The organism is Pseudomonas duriflava (assembly GCF_007830155.1).
GTDB classification, from domain to species: domain Bacteria; phylum Pseudomonadota; class Gammaproteobacteria; order Pseudomonadales; family Pseudomonadaceae; genus Chryseomonas; species Chryseomonas duriflava.
On record NZ_VLKY01000004.1, the window covers coordinates 345682 to 364860 of the forward strand.

Genomic DNA, 19179 nt, shown 5'->3' on the forward strand with positions numbered 1-19179 from the left:
ATACAAGGCTTGAAATGAGTACTACTGCTCATGCTTGCCATTAGGTGATGCCGTATAGCCAGTCATCAGAATGCGCTACAAAACGTGATTGGACTCACAAAAAATAATGATTATAGCAAGGCAAGTCGATAGTATGGTGGCAATTTGCCATGAGTGAGTATTGGTATGAGCGAAAGGGATATTCGGGATTTTATAAATAGCCTGAGCGAAGAACAGTTCGAACATGCATCTACTCCTCTCGAACAGGCTGGCGTTACATTAGGCTGGGCGTTGCTCGATGCTATTGCCGCTCCAGCTGGTAAGGATATTGAGCAGCCTACTCCCGCTACGCTTTCATTGGTTGTGCCCCCTGCATCTACCGACCTGACTCGCCCTGCTCAAAATGACCCGCTACGTAAAGAAAATGCGGTGAGTACACCCTGCGCGCCTGAGGTGCATTCCGCTGCGACAACCCGATTCGGCAATATTTTTCGCACCACTAAAGAAGTATCTGAGGAAGCAGGCATGCATTGCTCAGGTTCGCTAAAAGCCCTTTTGAAGAGTATTGCTTCATGCCGTTGATTACAGTCGCGTCGCCCAAGGGCGGAGTGGGCAAGACAACATTGACTGCTAGTTTGGCATATGCACTTCAACGTATGGGGCATCCGGTTATCCTGATCGATTTCGATGTTCAGAATGCGCTACGGCTGCACTTTGCTTCACCGTTGGGGTATTCCCAAGGTTTCGTGGAGCGCGCGCTAACCAGCACGAACTGGCAACAACTCTTAGTTGCCGCGCCTGATGGTGTTCAGTTGTTACCTTACGGTCGGGTCGATAGCGCTACGCGCTTGGCATTCGAAAGCCGAGTCCTGATGGACCCCAATTTTCTGAGCGATGGTTTAAGTGATCTGCTGAGCCTTCCTAATGTCATCGTTCTGGCCGATACACCTCCGGGCCCTAGTAGCGTACTGACCGCACTGGTGCGTCAGGCGGACCTCTGTCTGACAGTGCTGCTAGCTGATGCCGCGTCCATGGTGCTCTTGCCTGAAGTGGAATCCAAAGCCTTCTTTAATGTGACAAGTGGCACTATGTGTCCTGTCCGCTTAGTGCTCAATCAAGTCGATCGGCGTAAACGGCTTAACCGCGATGTAACGGCTTTCCTGCAGACGCGCTGTGGCGAGACGTTGCTGGGCATGATTCATCGGGACGAGTCCCTGCCCGAGGCGTTGGCAAGCCAGCAGTCTATTTTCAGTTTCGATGCCGCTTCTGCAGCGGCGCATGACCTAGATGCCTTGGCGCATCGGCTACTGGCCGAGCTAGAGGCAGATGTGAGAATCAACAGTCGTCAACGTCAATATTCCTGAGGATTCAAGGATGACATCTGGAGTCGGAAAGCTCGCTGCAGGCGGGCTTGTTGTTCTGGCAGCACCTCTCCTTGCGTTGATCATACTTGTACCCATGAGTATCCCAATGCAGTTGCTGCTAGGAATAGCGGCCATTCTGTTCACGATGGTACTCAAGCGTAACCCGTCTCCTCACATCACGCTGACGCTGGTGGTCATCTCGATCACCTTGTCGACGCGTTATCTCTATTGGCGAACTACGGAAACGCTGCATTTCAGTAATGGCGTCGAATGGGTGCTGGGAATCGGCCTCTATCTGGCCGAAGTCTACGCCTGGATTATTCTATTGTTAGGGTATTTCCAGAGCGCCTGGCCGCTCGAGCGTACGCCGAGTCGGTTACCCGCTGATACGGCGCTGTGGCCTACTGTCGACGTTTATATTCCGACCTATAACGAAAGCCTGAGCGTTGTGCAGGATACGATCCTGGCGGCGCAAAATCTGAACTATCCCGCCGACAAACTTAAGATCTATGTGCTCGACGATGGCCGTCGCCCTGAGTTCGGCGCTTATGCGGCGGCAGCGGGCGTGGGATATCTGATTCGTCCGGACAACAATCATGCAAAGGCCGGTAATCTCAATCATGCACTGACAAAAACCAGTGGTGATCTGATCTGCATCTTTGATTGTGATCACGTGACCACTCGGGTCTTTTTGCAAGCGACGGTTGGGCAGTTTCTTGATGATCCAAAATTGGCACTGGTTCAGACGCCTCACCATTTCTATTCACCGGACCCATTCGAGCGCAACCTCAGTACGCAAGGCAAGGTGCCGAGTGAAGATGAGCTGTTCTACGGCCCGATCCAAAAAGGCAACGACCTGTGGAACGCCACATTCTTTTGTGGCTCCTGCGCCATCATTCGCCGCCGTGCCCTGGACGATACCGGTGGCTTTGCTGTCGAGACCGTTACTGAAGACGCCCACACGGCTTTGAAGCTGCAGCGCAAGGGCTGGAATACGGCGTTTATCAGCGTTCCCATGGCGGCCGGTCTAGCTACCGAGCGCCTGGCTCTTCATGTAGGACAGCGCATGCGCTGGGCGAGGGGCATGACGCAGATATTTCGTTTGGATAATCCGTTGCTTGGCCGCGGCCTGGCGCTCCCACAGCGGCTGTGCTACCTCAATGCCATGTTGCATTTCCAGTTCGCCCTGCCGCGGTTTGTCTTTTTGACTTCGCCGCTGGCCTTCCTGCTGTTGGGCCAGAACATCATTGCCGCGTCTGCACAGACAATTTTCGCCTATGCCTTGCCGCACCTCGTATTGTCCATCCTGACGAACGCCCGCATCCAGGGAAAGCATCGGCACTCATTCTGGGGGGAAATCTACGAAACGGTATTGGCTTTTCACCTGATCAAGCCAACCCTCTATACCTTGTTCAATCCCCGGCGCGGTAAGTTCAACGTGACGGATAAAGGGGATCTGCTGGACCGTGGTTTCTTCGACTTTCCAGTGGTCAAGCCTCATCTGATTACGGTGGGCTTCCTGTTGGCCGGAATTGTATTCGGCATCGTCAAGTACCAATGGATCGAGGCGATTCGTCCCGATTTGTTCACGTTGATACTCAATATCGGCTGGACAGTCTTCAACATGCTGATTTTGTTAGCCGCTATTGCGGCAGCGTTGGAGACACGCCAGGTTCGCCAAACCGTTCGCCTGGCAGTCAGCATGCCCATCATGATGTACCTTGCGGACGGACGCGTTCTTCACAGCGAGTCAGTTGATATTTCGATGGGGGGCGCACGCCTGCGTTATAAAGGCAGCGAGCTGTCCGCTCAGGTCGAGCAGATCGAAATCCTTTACGGAGATTCGGCGCTGATTCTAGATACGGACATGGTCAATGCCCAGAACGGTTACGTACAGTTGCGCTACAAGCCGCTCAGCATTACCCAGCGTCGGGCTTTGGTCGGTATCGTCATGGGCCGGCCCGATGCCTGGATCAAGAGTCATGCCGTCAAGGAGGATAATCCTCTTCTCTCGTTATGGAACGTGATCCGTTCTGGCGCTTTGCTGGTTCGTCGTCCCTCAAAGCGGGCCTCGCGCGCCAGGCGAGCGCCAAGCAAGGCCATGTGGGTTTTCCAGAAGCTAGCTCCGGTTGCGGCCTTGTTGCTTGTTGCTGTGCTGTGCGTCGTTTCCTTGCCTGCTCAGGCTCAAGAGGCGTTACTACCTCCTTTGCCAGCATTACCTCCGCTGAGTACTGATGCCGGTCCGTCCGCAGCGGCGGTAGTGTTGCCAAGTAGGGTTGAGTCGATCGGCTTTAGCAAGCTGGGTGTATCGGAGGCCTTGATGCTTAAGGGGCGCCGTGGCGAAGCGGGGGTGGGGTTTTCCATCAATCGCCAGCAGGTAGTAACCGCCGCCGTACTGCATCTGCGCCTGAGTTACTCCGATAAGCTGATTGCCGAGAACAGCACGCTGGAGGTTTCGATCAATGATGAGCCGGTACAGAGCATTGCTCTGGTTCGCAGTGCCTCGTCGGGCATGGAAGTAGATATTCCCGTCAATCCGCTTTTATTACTGCCTTACAACCGGCTGAATCTTCGCCTCGATGCTCATTATGCGCAGCAGTGCGAAAATCCTTTGCATCCTTCCTTATGGGCACGAATCGACCCTACATCCAGTCTTGAGTTAACTCTCGAGCGCTTGCCAATCACCCGAGACCTGGGCCTGCTACCTGCGCCTTTTTTCGACGAAGCTGACATGAGTCGTCTGCGGCTGCCGGTCATTCTTCCTGAAAACCCCAGTACCGGGGTGCTGGAAAGCGCGGCCGCCATCGCGTCATGGTTTGGCCTACAGGCGCGCTTCCGGGGCGCTGAGTTTCCAGTCAGCCTGAACGAGATCCCCTTGGGTAATGCTGTGCTCATTGGTACGGCAGACGCGCCCATCAACGGCGTAATGCTGCCTGAAATCAACGGACCGATGCTAGCCCTCGTGGATAATCCACGCGACCCTCTAGGCAAGCTTCTATTGGTTTTAGGCCGCAATGCCGCTGATGTCCGTATCGCCACTCAGCACCTGGTGCTGCACGCGGATCGCTTGAAAGGCGAGAGCGTTATGGCGTCATCATTCACGGTGCCTCCCCGTCAGCCATACGACGCGCCCCGCTGGCTTTCCAATGCGGTTACCCTCTTCGCCGACCTGGCCAATCCAGAAGAGCTGGCCAGTGACAACCTGTTTCCCGGCGTCATTAACATCGGCTTTCGTGCTGCCCCGGATAATTTTCTGTGGGAAGGCGACAATATTCCCATGCGGATCCGCTTTCGCTTTCCTGAGGGGGAGTGGTATGACGCCAGTCGCTCTCGCCTGGACATTTCTCTGAATGGGCAGTATCTGAGCTCGGTCTCGGTGCTCAAGCCCGGCCTTTATGAAAAGCTGAAGACCTGGCTGGGCCACCCCAGCCGTCAGGAAGATGCTGTCGTGGAGATCCCCCCTTATCTGATCTATGGCGACAACCAGTTAGGGTTTTATTACAACCAGCAGGTCAGTAATACCGAGGACTGCACATTGGTCCTGCCAGACAAGGCGCACAGCTATATTGACGGTGATTCGTCTATTGACCTGAGCGGCGCCCAGCATTTTTCCCAGCTGCCTAACTTGTCGTTCTTTGTCGGTGCAGGTTTTCCGTTTACGCGGCTGGCGGATCTTTCGCAAACAGCACTGATCTTGCCTGCTGCACCTCGCCCTGCAGAAATCGAGGCCTTACTCGAACTGATGGGGCGCTTTGGTGATGCTACCGGCTATCCAGTGCTTAGCGCGCGAGTGCTGCTGGGGACGGCTCGTTTGCAAGAGGTAGCCGATCGCGACTGGCTGGTCGTAGGCCAACTGGGTGAGCGGTTGGATCTGCATACCCTTTTGCAGGGCTCGTCGTTCACGCTGGATAAAGGGCAGCTACGTATCGAGCTGTTAACAACGTCCGGCCTGCTCAAAACGACCTTGCTAGGTGATTGGGATCGCCAACTAGACGCAGCTGATCGTACCTTGGCCGGTTATCGCGATTTCCAAGGGCTCGTCAGTCGGCAATCGCCGCTCAACACCAAGCGGGTCGTAGTCATGGCCTTGGCCAGTCAGGCCGAAAGTTTGCCCGACGTAGTTACGCGCTTGGGCAGCCCGGATTACAGCGCAAACATTCGTGGTGACCTGGCCCTTTTCGAGGCGGATGGTGAGGTGAAAAGTTTTCGTGCCGGCGAGCGCTTCACCTACGGCGAGCTGCCATGGTTCATGTATGTACGCTGGTTATTCAGCGAGCGCCCTCTGGTTCTAATGGGCCTGCTGCTGTTGGCGGCCGTGCTGGCCGCTATTGGACTTCACGCATTGCTCAAGGCGCGTGCCCATGAGCGGTTGAGCAAGGGGAAGTAGTCATGCTGAAGTACCCCATGAAAACCTTATCAATTGCCATCATCTGCACACTGAGCGGCTTTGCACAGGCTAACCTGCCTGCGGCTGGCGTGACGGCGCAGGGCGTAGAGGTACTGTTGAAGCAGGCCAGTTTTTGGCAGGACCGTAATCGTCTCGACATGGCGCGACAGGCGCTGGACCGTGCCCTGCAAGTGGACCCATCCTCCGAGGAGGTCCTGTATCGACAAGCGCTTCTGGCCCTGAACAATGATAAAGCAGCCTATGACGGGTGGCTTCAACGTCTGCAACGCTTGAATCCTGCCAGTCCGCGTATAGCGGCGTTGCAGAATCAGGTGAAAACGCAGGCGCTGGACCGTAGCGTGCTTCCCCAGATCCGTCAGTTGGCCCAGGCGGGAAAAACAGACGAGGCGGTAACCCGTTACAAGACACTGCTCCAGGGGAATCCTCCACCTGAGGATCTTGCGCTCGAGTATTACCAAACACTGTCCGGAACTCAGGCGAACTGGGATGAGGGACGGGCAGGGCTTGAACAGCAGGTACGGCAGAAGCCAGGGGATGTGAAGGCACGGCTGGCCTTGGCTGAGGCGCTAACCTACCGCGATGATACGCGGCGACAAGGTATTGTGCAGTTGGCTGAATTAGCCGTGGCCACACCCGAGGCGCGCAAGCCTTGGCGGCAGGCATTGCTCTGGCTAGGGGCGGAACCGGGCGATCAAGCGCTCTATGCACGTTATGCCCAGGCCCATCCAGACGACAGCGATGTGGTACAGCATTTTCAGGCGGCGCTTGAAACGCAAGCCGATAACGCAAAAGGCCAGATGCGCGCCGCAGCTTTTAAAGACCTCAATGCCGGCCGGCTCGATACTGCCGCACGACACTTTCAGCAGGCCTTGCAGGAAAATCCGCAGGATGCCGAAGCCTGGGGCGGGCTGGGCATCATTCAATTACGCGCACAGGACTACACGGCAGCACAGCGCAGCCTGCAGCGTGCCAGTGAGTTGGACCCGACTCAGCGCGCTCGTTGGGCGGAGGCGCTCGGGACGGCCGATTTCTATGGCCGACTGGCAGCGGTACGCAATCTGCGAGATAAGGGTCGCCTGATGGAGGCGGAGCAACAAGGCCGCGCTCTGACACAAGCCAGCGGTGAGCAAGGGCGGGCGGGCAAGCTGCTTTATGGCGACATCCTGTTGCGTAACAGCAAGGCAGCCGAGGCTGAAGCGCTTTATCAGTCGTTGCTAAAGGCACGTCCGAATGACACTGCTGCCGGCCTGGGCCTGTACAACAGCTATGTCATGCAGCAGCGTACGACCGAAGCGCTGGCCTTACTCAAACAAAATCCTGCGCTGGCCAAGCAGGCGGCTGACAGTCTTGAGCAAGTCGAAGCACAGGCGCTGAGCGAGCGCGCCCGCAAGGCATCGGTAGCCGGAAATAACGAGCAGGCGTTGAAACTCTACGCTCAGGCCTTGGCTGTTGCGCCTAACAGTCCGTGGATTCGACTGGCCTACGCACGGTTGCTGCATAATTCTGACCCAGTGCAAGCCCAGGCCCTGATGACGCCCGACACGCAGCGTAACGATCCTGAGGCTTTGCATGCCGCTGCGGTCTTCGCTATTGAACAGGCACGATGGGAAGATGCTCAGCGTTATATTCAGCGCATCCCTTTGCCGGCTCGTACGCCTGAGATGATGCAGCTCGTCTCACGTACTGAAATCAACAGTCGGATCGCCCAAGTACGCCGTGTAGTAGCCGCGGGCAATGCTATACAGGCGCGTCAGGCGCTCCGTGAGCTTTACGATAACGCACCGGCCGATCTGGCCGGACGAGGTGCCGTCGCTCAGGCGCTGGCGGATATGGGGCAGATCGCCCAGGCCCTGACCTTGGTGCAAGGGTTCGCGCGGGATGATGGCCGTCAGCCGGTCACTCATTATGTACCGGTCGTTTCGGTACTGAGTCAGGCGGGGCAGGCGGCCGAAGCCGATCTTTTGTTACACCAACTGGAGCGTCGGGGCCGGTTGTCTGCGGTTGATGAGGCCAGTCTGGTCGGGTTGCGCCGCGGGTTGGCCGTCAATCAGGCGGACTGGCTGCGCAAGCGTGGCGACAAGGCCGGCGCCTACGACACGCTTATGGCTGCGCTTGCGCAGTCACCACGTGATCCGGATTTGCTGCTGGCCATGGGGCGTTTGTATGACAGTGGCCATATGCCCAAGGAAGCACTGGCCGTTTATGACTATGTACTGACCCAGACGCCTACCAACGAGGATGCGGTAAAAGGCGGTGTGAATGCAGCACTCGCTTTAAACGACTCTGCGAGGGCCTCGGCTATTCTCAAGCGCTCCGGGCGAGCGGATGACGCCACATCGTTGTATCTGTCAGCCCGTATTGCTCAGGCGGAAGGGCGGACAGGTGATGCTTTAGGGTTGCTCCAGGCTGCCCAGCGTAAACAGCTATCACAAGGGAGGAGTCTGGTTCAGAGCGAACGCTCTTCGCCGCTTGATCCAAGCAATCCGTTCCGCAAGGAATACAGCGTAAGTAACGTATCCGTCCCGCTGAGGGTGGCCGATGCCGGAGCAGATACCGCAGTGCCGGGATATTTGCGTCAGCAGGGTGAGGTAGCGCTTCAACCGGCGGATCCATTGTTGATCGATATTCAGCGTACCCTCGCCGATCTGCAGGAGCAGAGGGTGCCTGTCATGAGTGCAGGGATGAATATTCGTGCACGGGGTGGCGATACCGGGCTCAGCCGCCTGACGGAAGTCAATGCGCCGCTGGCCTTTTCCCTGGTTCCGTTTGGCAATACCCGGCTCGACTTAACGGTAACGCCTGTCTCTATCAGCGCTGGGTCCATTGAGGGCGATACGGCCAACCGCTTTGGAACAAGTGCGCTCTACCGGCAGGCTGCGTTCAGTTTCGAAGACAAGGTCACGACACGTTTCCTTGAAAGCGTAAATTACAGTACGACTACGATGACTGCGGCAGATCGGCTTAAAGCCGCTCAGAGCGTCCGCGATGAGTTGTTAAGTGCAGATCAGAACAATGCCTTAGGTGCTCAAGGGCAAGCATTTCTGGATAAGCTTGTTAATAACAAAGCCAGTACGCTGCTCGCTCCTTATGCGCCGGGCTCCCAGTCCGATTCGGGGGTGGCGCTCAATGTGGCGCTCCGAAACGAACGTTTCCAGGGTGATATTGGTAGTACGCCGCTTGGGTTCGAAAAGCAGAACATCGTAGGGGGCTTCAAGTGGACGCCCAAGATTGGTGAGGACGGAAAGTTATCTCTTGGAGTTGAACGGCGAGCTGTGACCGATAGCGTCTTGTCGTATGCAGGCACCAAAGATCCGCTGACCGGCAAGAGCTGGGGTGGAGTTACCAAGACGGGCGTTACGGCTGAATACGCTTATGACGATGGCGATACCGGGGCCTACGTTGGCGGCAACTATCATCTTTATCGTGGTGACAACGTGGCCAATAACGCAGCCTTGGGCCTGCATGCTGGAGCCTATGTAAGACCTGTGCGCGAGCAGGACCGGGAACTGAAGACTGGGATTCACTTGGGCTGGAGCAGTTTTGACAAGAACCTGAGCGGTTACACGCTAGGTCATGGGGGCTATTTCAGTCCGGAGAACTACGTAGGCGTCTCCTTTCCTGTCGAATATACCGCTAAGTACGGCAGCAAATGGAACCTGAAACTCAATGCAGCGCCTGGCTTCCAGGCCTTTACGCAGGCGAGTGAAGACTATTTCCCGACCGAGCAGGGGCTTCAGTCAGCAATGGCGTTCCTTGAACAGCAGGGCTATGTGAGCGCTTCCAAATATAAGGGCAGTAGTGACAGCGGCCTGGCTTTGAGCGCAGGGGCAAAGCTCGAATACAGCCTGGGCAAGCAAACCAAAGTGGGCGGCGCCGTCAGCTACGATACATTTGGCGATTACTCCGAGACCACTGGGCAAATCTATCTGAAACACAACCTGGAGAACCTGCCGTAATGCAGCCCAAGGATATTGAACAGGCCACTCTCGCGTATTTCATGGAGTGCCGCGGACAAGGGCAATGGAGCAAATTCATCCTGATCTTGATTGGTGAAATGTACCGGTCGGCAGGCAGTGCAGATGCCCAAGGCTTTTTGCGCCTCGTTGGTAGCCGTCTGCATGACACCTTGGGACTGGCCGAACAACCTACCCTTGAAGCGCTGGAAGCAACGCTTAACGAGCAGTGGCGCGCCATGGACTGGGGATGGGTACGACTCACTCTACAAGGGCAGGGGATCGAAATTACCCATGGGGCTTATCCGGTTCTTGAGGCCTCTGAGCAATGGACGCAAAGTATCAGCGCCGTTCTGGAAGGGCTGTATGAAAGCCTTTTTCAAGCACAGGGAGAGGAAACACGGTTACAGGTGCGCCTGGTAGAAAATCTGTCCGGTGCGTTGGTGTTCCGCTGTGCAAGTTAAATTGCTGTTTGGCCTGCTGATAGCAGGACTGCCTCTGGCGGAGGCTGCCGACGTTGTAAGCTGTCAGGAAGGCTGGGCGCTGTATCGAGAGCGTTTCGTGACGCCCGAGGGGCGAGTGGTTGACACGGGTAACAAGGGCATCAGCCATTCGGAAGGGCAGGGCTATGCACTTTTGATGGCCGAGGCTGCAGGCGACCGGAAGGCATTCGACCGTCTCTGGCAGTGGACAAAGCAGACACTTCGCCGCCAGGATCAGCTGTTTTCCTGGAAATACGACCCTCAGGCAACCCCAGCTATAGCCGATCGCAACAATGCTACTGATGGTGACCTGCTTATTGCCTGGGCTTTACTGCGAGCGGGCGAGCAGTGGAGCGACGCCAGGTATACCAGGGCAGCCGCTGGGATTCGGCAGAGCATTGCGACGCACCTGGTTGTCACTCGTAAAGGCTATACAGTATTGCTGCCTGGTCTGGAAGGTTTCAGTCGCGACGGCGATACAGTGGTTAATCTTTCATATTGGATCTTTCCGGCCTTGCAGGCGTTTGCACGTGTCGACCCAGCCGGCCCATGGCGCACTCTGTTCAATGATGGACAGCGCCTGCTCAAAACAGCACAGTTTGGCGAGAGCCGGCTGCCCACGGATTGGGTCACGCTTACCGTCAAGGGGCATTTGCAGCCAGCGCAGGGATGGCCGCCACGGTTCGGCTTTGATGCCGTGCGCATTCCTCTCTACGGTACATGGGCTGGAATCGGTCAGAATGGAGAGTGGTCTGCCATCCAGCATTTCTGGCACAGCCGGAAAGACGCTTCACCGCCGGCCTGGGTTGATGTCTATAGCCGTGAGGCAGCGCCTTATCCTACCTCGTGGGGCGTGCTGGGGATTCGCGCCTTGGTAGACGGGCAGCCGCTACCGCTGCAGCGTGACACACTGCTAAAGGAAGACTATTACTCGTCTTCGCTTCTGATGCTTAGCCAGCTTGCCCAAGGGGCCTGTACGGCAGACGTGTCCTGAGTTATCAGCCGCCAGCCTATAGGTGGCGGCTGATGTTCTTTCAGACAGGGCTTGAGCGTCCGGTCATTTCTCGGGCCATTTCTGTGGCGTAGCTGTCAGTCATGCCTGCAATGAAATCGATCACACGCAGGAACGCGTGATACAGGGACCAGCTTGGGTCCGGTGCGTTATTGCCCAGCAGATCGAGAATACGCCGGTGCTTAAAGGAGAGTTCCTGGCCGCGATGTTGTTCCAGTGCGGCACCGCAAAAGGCGTTGAGCAAGATCTCCAGTGTGGTATACGCGCCGATCTCATGCAGCGTCTTGCGCTTGTCCTGAAAAATCTTTTCCCGGGCCATGGCCTTGGCGCGCTGGACGCAACGTTTGGCCGGTCCGTCCATGTGCTCAACCAGATCATCCTCTAGTGTGCCGGCAAGCAAGGCGTCTTGTTGCTCTACAAATGCCTGGGCGGTCGCATTGGTCAGATGCTCAATGGCCTTGCCACGTAAAATGGCAAGTTTGCGGCGTTGGGAATCTTTTGGGCCAAGCTGGCGATAGGTATCAGGCAGGTCGTCGCCTACCAGCCCCAGTAGCAGCGCCTCTACTTCACCATAGCTTAAAAGGTCCATCTCCAAGCCGTCTTCCAGGTCGATCAAGGCATAGCAAATGTCATCGGCGGCTTCCATGAGATAAACCAGAGGGTGGCGTGCCCAGCGCTGTTCACCTAGTAACGGAAGGCCTAGTTTGTCGGCAATTTGCTCCAGTATGGGCAGCTCGCTCTGGTAGCAGCCAAACTTGTGCTTTTTGTAACCGGGAGCCTCGGCGTAGCGAGACGTCCAGGGATATTTCACGTAAGTGCCCAGGGTGGCATAGGTCAGCCGCGTACCGCCGTCGAACTGGTGGTACTCAAGCTGAGTCAGCAAACGAAAGCCTTGGGCGTTACCTTCAAAATGCAAGAAATCGTCCCGCTCGGCTTCGGTCATGTCGTCCAGCCAACCACGCGAGGTTGCCTGGGAGAACCAGTAGCGAATAGCATCCTCGCCAGAGTGGCCAAACGGTGGATTACCAATGTCATGGGCCAGGCAGGCTGACTGTACAATGACGCCGATATCACTTGGCTCGCACCAGTCAGGTAACTGATCACGGAGCATCTCACCCACACGCATGCCTAGGGAGCGGCCAACACAGCTGACTTCCAAACTGTGGGTCAGGCGCGTATGGATATGATCGTTGCTGCTGACAGGATGAACCTGTGTCTTACGGCCCAGGCGGCGAAATGCACCGGAAAAGATGATTCGGTCGTGATCCTTGTGGAAGGGGCTCCGCCCAAGCTCTGCATTGCTGTGCACCGCCTTGCCAAGGCGTTCACGGGTAAGAAGTGTTTGCCAGTCCAAGGACTACCTCGCGGTATCAAAAGGATATAGCAACAACCCTAGCAGGACTGGCCTGTCGAGCGTTACTGCAATATGCAGATAACGCCTGTTCGACGCCTGAAATCGGAGGAGGTCAGAACCCGGGCAGGCACGAAGCGTCGATGTCGACCAGAAGAAGCCTTTCGCCGTTATGAATGAACTGACCGGCCGTTATGCAGTACTGGTTGGTAGTAGCATCCCGGTAGACATTGGACACGTTCAACCGACGCTCCTGCCAACCTTCGGCGAGCAAGCTGTAAAAATACGGGCGCCAGGACCAGTTATGGTTCAGATAGCGACGATTCTCCTGCCAGAACATGCCGTTCCATTCCAGGTTGGGGCTGATTTGCGTGCCATGGCGGTCGCACTGATAGATACGTAGCAGCCAGGGGTAGTCGTGAGGCAGTGGCAAGGCGCTAAGGGTAGCTTTGCTTTCGGCCCAGGGCCGTATCGACTGGACGAAGCGGGCCAGCTCCTGACGCAGACTCATCATCTGCTCACGCTCCGTCAGTTTGTGCTGGACATAGTGGGCCCGTAGTTCGGCGAAGCGGTCGACATGCGTTTCGGCGGGGTGAAAGTCCCGTGTACCCTGCGCAAAAAGGAAGCCTTGTACGTAGCGTGCGCCACATTCCAGTGCAAAGCTCAGTTCCTCTTCAGTTTCGACGCCTTCTGCAATAATCCAGCATCCCGTCTTTTCCGCCATGATGGCGAGAGCCTTCACCAGTTCGCTGCTTGGGCCGCCACGGGCAGCAGCCTGGAACAGACGCATGTCCAGTTTCAGAATATCGGGTTGCAGATCCAGAACGCGATCGAGTTGAGAATAGCCTGCGCCGAAGTCATCAATAGCAATACGGGCTCCTGCTTCGCGATAGAGGTTGACCACCTCCAGCAGGCGCGTTTGATTACCGGAGAGCTCGGTAATCTCGAATACTACTCGACGTGGGTCAATGGCATATCGTTCAAGCTGTTTCAGGCTAGGCAGCTGCTGGCCGGGCTTAAGCCGACTAATCCAGCGGGGCGAGATGTTTAAGCTGAGAAACCAGTCCGCTGGCGCGCCGTGGAAGTGCTGCAAGGCATCCTCGCGGATAAGACGATCGAGGCGTCGCAGATCGAACAATGGAATTTTAGGGTTGAAAAACAGCGGACCTACCGATTCATAAGAGCCGTCTTCCTGGCGCAACCGGCCTAGCGCTTCGACCCCGGCGATACGTCCTGTAGCGGTATCGATGAATGGTTGGAAAAAAGCAAGTGGGGATCCGATTATCACAGCGTGACCCCTACGCGGAACATACCTATCACTAGACGCACCTGATCATTAACGTTGTCGCAATCCTCTGGCAAAAAGGCGGCCAACATGACCGTCTATCAAGGTAGTCAAGGTTGGCGCCTCCCTGCGCCATTTCCATAGACTTCTTTCTAGAAGGCTGACGTTCTGCAACTGCCGATCAAGAATAAGGACGATAACGACGAGAAGCGGTCTGTTGCTGTTCGTGCAGATGCTGCTGGCGGACCGCCTGGAAGCGGCGCACAAAGGGGTACACTGCCAAGCCCAGACGAGCCAGGCGGCCAACGGAGCCCAGGCGCTTGCCAAATAAGGTCAATAGCAGGGTCAGGCCCATGACCATGGGGCCTTTCCCTTGGGTCAGGGCCTCCTTGGGGCGAAACGTTTCCTTGAGCATACCCAACGGGTTATGCAGCGGTTGGGCATTGTAAAGAAGCTGCTGACGATACAGCTCCATGCGTAGGCGCACCATTTGCTTGCGCTTGTCTCGCTCGACGGCAGCAGTCAATGGCTGGTTCATGGCAGGAGGCGCTCCCGGTTGCGGGCCAACTCTTCAAGCGTGGCGTGGAAGGGAGGATTACCCTTGATCAGGCTGAGCGCTTTCAAGACGCAGAGCCCCATGGCAATAGCATAGGCCCCGGACAGTAATAGCGTGGCCAACAGGCGGTGAGTGTCCCAAAACGCAATGATGACGGCCGCCGACAGCCCCACCAAGACCAACAGGCCAAAAATCAGGCTTAGTCCTGTCAGGAGAAACAGCTTGAACGTGCGGACCTTTTCTTCCTGAACCTCGATACCGAGGAGTTCCAGATGACTTTGGACAAGACCTACGGCAGCACTGGCCATACGTTTCAAGGAAGGCTTTGGCGCCTCATCCAAAGGTTCATGGGAAGTCGGCGGAGTAACATCCATTCGTCCCTCTCCTTATGGTTCAGCGGCGGGAGAAAAGCAGTCCTACAACAAAGCCGATGCCGGCAGCGATGCCGACCGCTTTCAGGGGGTGCTCGATTACATAGTCTTCAGTGGCCTCAAGGGCAGCGCGGCTTTGGTCACTGACAGAGCTCTGCCTGGACATCATGGCTTCTTTGGTGCGCCCCAGCGTTTCGTTCAGCCGGCTGCGCAGTTCTTCGACCTGGCTACTGGCCGAGGAGGCGGTATGCTTGAGCAGCTTTTCTGCATCGGCAATCAACGTAGCGAATTCAGCGCTCAAGGCATCCTGCGCTTCGTGCAGGTGCTCACGATGGGTCTGCTTGTCAGTACCGGATGACTGTTCATCGTCACGGGAAGGAGGGAGCGTGCTTTCCATTGTCATAACGAGACTCCTTAGCACTAATAGAAAAGATGAGTGATTTGCTTCAGCGGTTTCGAGCCTGGCCAGACGGCAAAGGTTCCGTTTACACGCATCTCTTCTTAACCCATACCGGCCAGTAAGCAAGCCTCGGCCTGCTCCAGAGCCGTTACAGTACCTTTGAGCAAGACGGTATCGCCGGGCATGAGTTGGAGTTCCTCGGTGAGTTCGAGATCGATCTCGTCTCGCCGGATCGTTTCGATATCAATATTCATTCGGTGCAGGTTCAACTCAGCCAGTGTTCGGGCTACGGCATAGGCGTGTTCCGGCAATTGCACAACGTGCAGGAGCACCCGACTGGTACGATGGGCGTCCAATACCTCGGCCTGGGCGCCCTGGTAATAGCCTTGCAGCAGCCGATAACGTTCGCGCCTGATCTCGTCGATCCGGGCCTGGACATGCCGCTCGGGTAATCCTAAAAGTAACAGGGCCTGAGAGCCCAGCATCAGGCTAGACTCCAGAAGTTCGGGTACTACGGCACTAGCGCCGGCGGCTCGCAGGTCTGCGTTCAAGCTGCTATCACGCGTACGTACCAGGATAGGCAGCTCGGCACACTGCTGGCGTGCCAGGCGAACGATGCCCAGCGCATGGGTTGGATCGTTCACCGCGACCACGAGCAGACGTGCACGTTGAATACCTACGGCGTCGAGCAGTTCGGCGCGAGACGAGTCACCGTAATGCACATTGGCCTCGATACCGAGCGCTTCCTGAACACGTATAGGGTCGTTGTCCAGAGCTACATAGGGAATGGATTCCTTGGCCAACAAACGGGCAATAGACTGACCGACCCGGCCAAAGCCGCAAAGAACAACATGGTTGCTGATCGTTGCCGTTGCCGCTGCAATATCGACAGGCGCATTGGTCGTATGTTTATGCAGGCGCTGGGCAACGCCCGAGGCGTTTCGAAGAAGTACGGGTGCCAGCATCATGGAAAGGAAAACGGCTGTCAGCAGGGCGCCAGAAAACGCTTCGTCTGCCAATCCGGCGCCCTTGGCCTGGGCAACCAGGGCAAAACAGAACTCTCCGCCCTGGGCTAAAGCTATACTCGTGCGCCAGGCTGTTGACGTATTGCCGAAGCGCCAGCGAACAAGCAGGGCGACGATAGCGAATTTCACTATCACCAAAGCAACGACTAAGGCCATGACAAAGCCGGGCTGTCGAATCAATACCTGGATATCGATGAGCATGCCTACGCTGATAAAGAACAGACCGAGCAGGACATCCCGAAACGGACGCAGGTCAGCCTCTACCTGATGCCGGTAGCGGCTTTCACCTAACAGCATGCCGGCCAGAAACGCGCCGAACCCCATGGATAGCCCCATCAGGTGGGTGAGCCAGGCGGTGAGAAAAACAATCAGCAAGGCCAACAGTAAAAACAGTTCGGCCGAACGCGAACTGGCAATCTCACGAAAAAGCGGGGGCAGTAACCAGCGGCTGGCAACCACCAATGTAATGAACAGTAGGGCCGTCTTGCCCAAGGTTAGAGGCAGTGCCCAATACCAAACGACCGTACCGTCGTTGCCAAATACCGGAACTAGCGTAAGCAACAGTACCGCGACCACATCCTGAAACAACAGGACACCAATAGTGTTCTGCCCATGGGGCGTAAGTACCTCACCCAACGTAGAAAGCTCACGGGTCACGATAGCTGTCGACGAAAGTGACAAACCCATACCCAATATGATGGCCGTAGTCGGGCTTGCCCCAAACAGACCTAGCAAGAGGGCCAGCGGCACACTGCATAGCAGGATTTGCAAACTGCCCAGGCCGAACACGACCCGACGCAAGGCCAGCATCCGAGGTAATGAGAACTCCAGGCCAAGCATGAACAAAAGAAACACCACGCCCATTTCTGCTATCAGCGGCAGCGACTCGTCGGGTTTAACCCAGCCCAGGGCATTAGGCCCCAAGGCAAGCCCCACGAACAAATAACCGAGTAGGGCAGGCAGGCCAATACGGCGCATAAGGGCGATGACTGCCAGGGAAGCAGCCAACATAAGAAGAAGATCAATAAACACCGCGTGCCTCGTTGAGCCCAAATACCCTCAGTGTAAATCAGTGCCCTTTGGACAACCTGAGCCACATCAAGAAAGCATTCGTACGGGTATCGTCCATACTAAGTGGATACCCATGGGTCATGGAGTTTTGGTCATGGCGCCTCACTGTCAGTTGCTAGTTACCGAGGCTTGCTCACTGTGCCGAGATGCCGAGGCGGTCTTAGTGCCATTCATAGAACATGGCTTGTTGGTTGAGCGCGTAGACATCGTGACGCTTGATAAGGGCGTCGCCCGGTACGGTTTACGTATACCGGTTCTACGGTTGATCGCTGATGGCCGCGAGCTTGACTGGCCTTTCGACAGCCAACAGGTTGCTGCCTTTCTTACGGCTGGCTAATAACATTTCTATCTGTTTCTTCCCGGAATGCCGCTATCTTTTGATGGGGTGATGGCACGATGCCGTTATTTTCGCGGCATTGGTTGCATTTTTTGCCGAAATTCAAGCTTTTCTTATGAACTCTGCTGTTTGGGTCACTGTCTTCTTTCTCGCATTCACAAAATTCAAAAATATTTAAAAGAATGGGGGAATGATGAATAGCGCTACTGAAAGACTTATGTCTGCCTTTTCCGACTATGACTGCACAGTAACGAACCCGCGGCCTGATGGTAGTGTTGTGCTGTGTGTCAAGGATACTGGCAGCGATGCGCACATAACCCGCGTGATCACGGCTCGGCAACTGAGCGAACCCAAGGCGCTCCAGCTCGTGATTGACGATATGCGTAAGGATGTATCCTTACGTGCCGGAGCGCTGGCACCGCAGTGCCTAGCGACCTTACGCAAGACTGGCGCCACGGTAGTCCGTTACGCCGAGTAAGCCGCTATAAACTGGCCTTTTCTGGCTAGCGACTTGTTGTCCGGCAGACGTCTGGTCTGCCGGTAAGTCATCCTCTTATGTCCTCTGTTTGTCTTGCCTTGAAAGCTGTAAACGGCCTGTATGTTCTTAATCACAATTCGATTAAGCCAGTCCGACAAAGTCTCTTGAAAGTTTTTTACCGCGCCTAGGTTACTCAGTCTCGCTGGCCTTCAAGCCCTGTATGTTTTTCAAAACCAGGGGGTCAAGAGGCGGGTATGAAACGAGACGGCCAGCACGATGTATCGTGTAGCGACTCAGAATTTGCACGGCATCAGACGGCAGGTTTGGCAGGGCGGAGAGAGATCGTCGGTGCTCACCGCAGAGCAGTTGTGCGGCTTTTCGATGGCATCGGTCCAGGCGGGAAACTCGAGGCCCTGGCTCGCCAAGGCACGTTGGGCGGCGAGGATTACTCTGTTGAGAAAAGCCGGGTCGCTGTATTGGACACGGCGTAAACGCAAGGAGCGATAGGCAACGCGTCCATAGAGGTCAAGCACGCTAAAGGTGAAGGCCTCCTGCCGGTCGGGAATCGTGGGCCAGACCTGAAGGGGGGCGAGGGCTTCGGCTAATTGATCACACGCAGCGGCATAAGTAGAGGAAGACGCTGTCGAGCCCAATAGAGACAGGGGCTCTGTAACCGTGGCCATTGCCAACGCGGGGGCAACAGACATGTTTTGAGAAGCCGGCATTGCAGGCGTCGAGGCAGGCGGCGACGCAAGGACCGTATTTCTGAGATCTACCAAAGAAATACGACCGTTGCCGGTAGGCAAAGGCATAAAGCAACCGATCAGTTGGGGAGAGAGTACGTTTTATAAGGTGACAAAGAGGCAAGAAGCTCAGGGACACCACGGCCATTGTCGATAGCCATGCCTAGACGGATGCTGTCAATAACACGATCCAGTTTCTTAGGCGTGTGCAGTTGCTCCTTGGTGATCAGGCGGCGTACCTTGACGCCGGACTCATCAGATAGCGTCAGAGTAACGCTTCCATCCATGCGTTCGATGCGGAAATTGACGCGATAGTCGGCTTCGAATGCCGAAGCGATAACTTGAAAGGGATTACTCATACGCG

Annotated in this window: 16 protein-coding genes; 8 read left to right on the forward strand and 8 right to left on the reverse strand. The window is 56.1% G+C overall.

Annotation, left to right across the window (positions count from 1 at the left end; all coding sequences use genetic code 11):
* The first annotated feature begins 165 nt into the window (after positions 1 to 165).
* The 6 genes from IQ22_RS08025 to IQ22_RS08050 are packed head-to-tail and all read left to right on the forward strand — an operon-like array spanning position 166 to position 11180.
* The gene (locus IQ22_RS08025; RefSeq protein ID WP_145140622.1) at positions 166 to 561 is read left to right on the forward strand and encodes a hypothetical protein; all 396 of its coding nucleotides are present in this window, start codon (positions 166 to 168) and stop codon (positions 559 to 561) included.
* Positions 552 to 1343: a cellulose biosynthesis protein BcsQ gene (bcsQ, locus tag IQ22_RS08030; RefSeq protein WP_145140624.1), complete on the forward strand. Its 792-nt coding sequence runs from the start codon at positions 552 to 554 to the stop codon at positions 1341 to 1343. Before IQ22_RS08025 ends, bcsQ begins: the two co-directional genes overlap by 10 nt.
* A gap of 10 nt (positions 1344 to 1353) precedes the next feature.
* Positions 1354 to 5730, forward strand: a complete 4377-nt coding sequence (gene bcsA, locus IQ22_RS08035; RefSeq protein ID WP_145140626.1) for a UDP-forming cellulose synthase catalytic subunit — start codon at positions 1354 to 1356, stop codon at positions 5728 to 5730.
* Between the two features lie 17 nt (positions 5731 to 5747).
* Positions 5748 to 9707 (forward strand): cellulose biosynthesis protein BcsC, encoded by a 3960-nt coding sequence (locus tag IQ22_RS08040; RefSeq protein ID WP_158635416.1) that lies wholly within the window; start codon positions 5748 to 5750, stop codon positions 9705 to 9707.
* Positions 9707 to 10168 (forward strand): cellulose biosynthesis protein BcsD, encoded by a 462-nt coding sequence (gene bcsD, locus IQ22_RS08045; RefSeq protein WP_145140628.1) that lies wholly within the window; start codon positions 9707 to 9709, stop codon positions 10166 to 10168. Before IQ22_RS08040 ends, bcsD begins: the two co-directional genes overlap by 1 nt.
* Positions 10158 to 11180, forward strand: coding sequence for a family 8 glycosyl hydrolase (locus tag IQ22_RS08050; protein WP_145140629.1), 1023 nt, complete (start codon positions 10158 to 10160; stop codon positions 11178 to 11180). The genes bcsD and IQ22_RS08050 overlap by 11 nt, the downstream gene beginning before the upstream one ends.
* 40 nt (positions 11181 to 11220) lie before the next feature.
* Here the strand turns inward: IQ22_RS08050 and IQ22_RS08055 are convergent, their stop codons facing one another.
* The 6 genes from IQ22_RS08055 to IQ22_RS08080 form a co-directional block, all read right to left on the reverse strand.
* On the reverse strand, positions 11221 to 12552 hold the full coding sequence (locus IQ22_RS08055) for a deoxyguanosinetriphosphate triphosphohydrolase (protein WP_145140630.1): 1332 nt from the start codon (positions 12550 to 12552) through the stop codon (positions 11221 to 11223).
* A gap of 112 nt (positions 12553 to 12664) precedes the next feature.
* Complete coding sequence (locus IQ22_RS08060) at positions 12665 to 13837, reverse strand: EAL domain-containing protein (protein ID WP_145140631.1); 1173 nt, start codon at positions 13835 to 13837, stop codon at positions 12665 to 12667.
* A gap of 178 nt (positions 13838 to 14015) precedes the next feature.
* Positions 14016 to 14372 (reverse strand): hypothetical protein, encoded by a 357-nt coding sequence (locus IQ22_RS08065; RefSeq protein ID WP_145140632.1) that lies wholly within the window; start codon positions 14370 to 14372, stop codon positions 14016 to 14018.
* Complete coding sequence (locus IQ22_RS08070; RefSeq protein WP_145140633.1) at positions 14369 to 14764, reverse strand: phage holin family protein; 396 nt, start codon at positions 14762 to 14764, stop codon at positions 14369 to 14371. Before IQ22_RS08070 ends, IQ22_RS08065 begins: the two co-directional genes overlap by 4 nt.
* Before the next feature lie 19 nt (positions 14765 to 14783).
* Positions 14784 to 15164 carry an ElaB/YgaM/YqjD family protein gene (locus IQ22_RS08075; protein WP_145140634.1) on the reverse strand — a complete coding sequence of 127 codons (381 nt, stop codon included), beginning with the start codon at positions 15162 to 15164 and terminating at the stop codon, positions 14784 to 14786.
* A gap of 98 nt (positions 15165 to 15262) precedes the next feature.
* Positions 15263 to 17218 (reverse strand): monovalent cation:proton antiporter family protein, encoded by a 1956-nt coding sequence (locus IQ22_RS08080; RefSeq protein WP_145140635.1) that lies wholly within the window; start codon positions 17216 to 17218, stop codon positions 15263 to 15265.
* Between the two features lie 133 nt (positions 17219 to 17351).
* Between IQ22_RS08080 and IQ22_RS08085 the strand changes: the two genes are divergently transcribed.
* Both IQ22_RS08085 and IQ22_RS08090 read left to right on the forward strand, forming a co-directional pair.
* Complete coding sequence (locus IQ22_RS08085; protein ID WP_145140676.1) at positions 17352 to 17594, forward strand: glutaredoxin family protein; 243 nt, start codon at positions 17352 to 17354, stop codon at positions 17592 to 17594.
* Between the two features lie 217 nt (positions 17595 to 17811).
* Entirely contained in the window at positions 17812 to 18072 is a 261-nt protein-coding gene (locus IQ22_RS08090) for a DUF3509 domain-containing protein (protein WP_208733618.1), read from the forward strand.
* Between the two features lie 293 nt (positions 18073 to 18365).
* Here IQ22_RS08090 and IQ22_RS08095 read toward each other — a convergent pair whose 3' ends face one another.
* Together IQ22_RS08095 and IQ22_RS08100 are read right to left on the reverse strand one after the other, a co-directional pair.
* Positions 18366 to 18779, reverse strand: coding sequence for a hypothetical protein (locus IQ22_RS08095; RefSeq protein ID WP_145140637.1), 414 nt, complete (start codon positions 18777 to 18779; stop codon positions 18366 to 18368).
* Positions 18780 to 18895: 116 nt separating this feature from the next.
* Positions 18896 to 19174, reverse strand: coding sequence for a DUF3509 domain-containing protein (locus IQ22_RS08100; protein WP_145140638.1), 279 nt, complete (start codon positions 19172 to 19174; stop codon positions 18896 to 18898).
* Positions 19175 to 19179 lie beyond the last annotated feature (5 nt).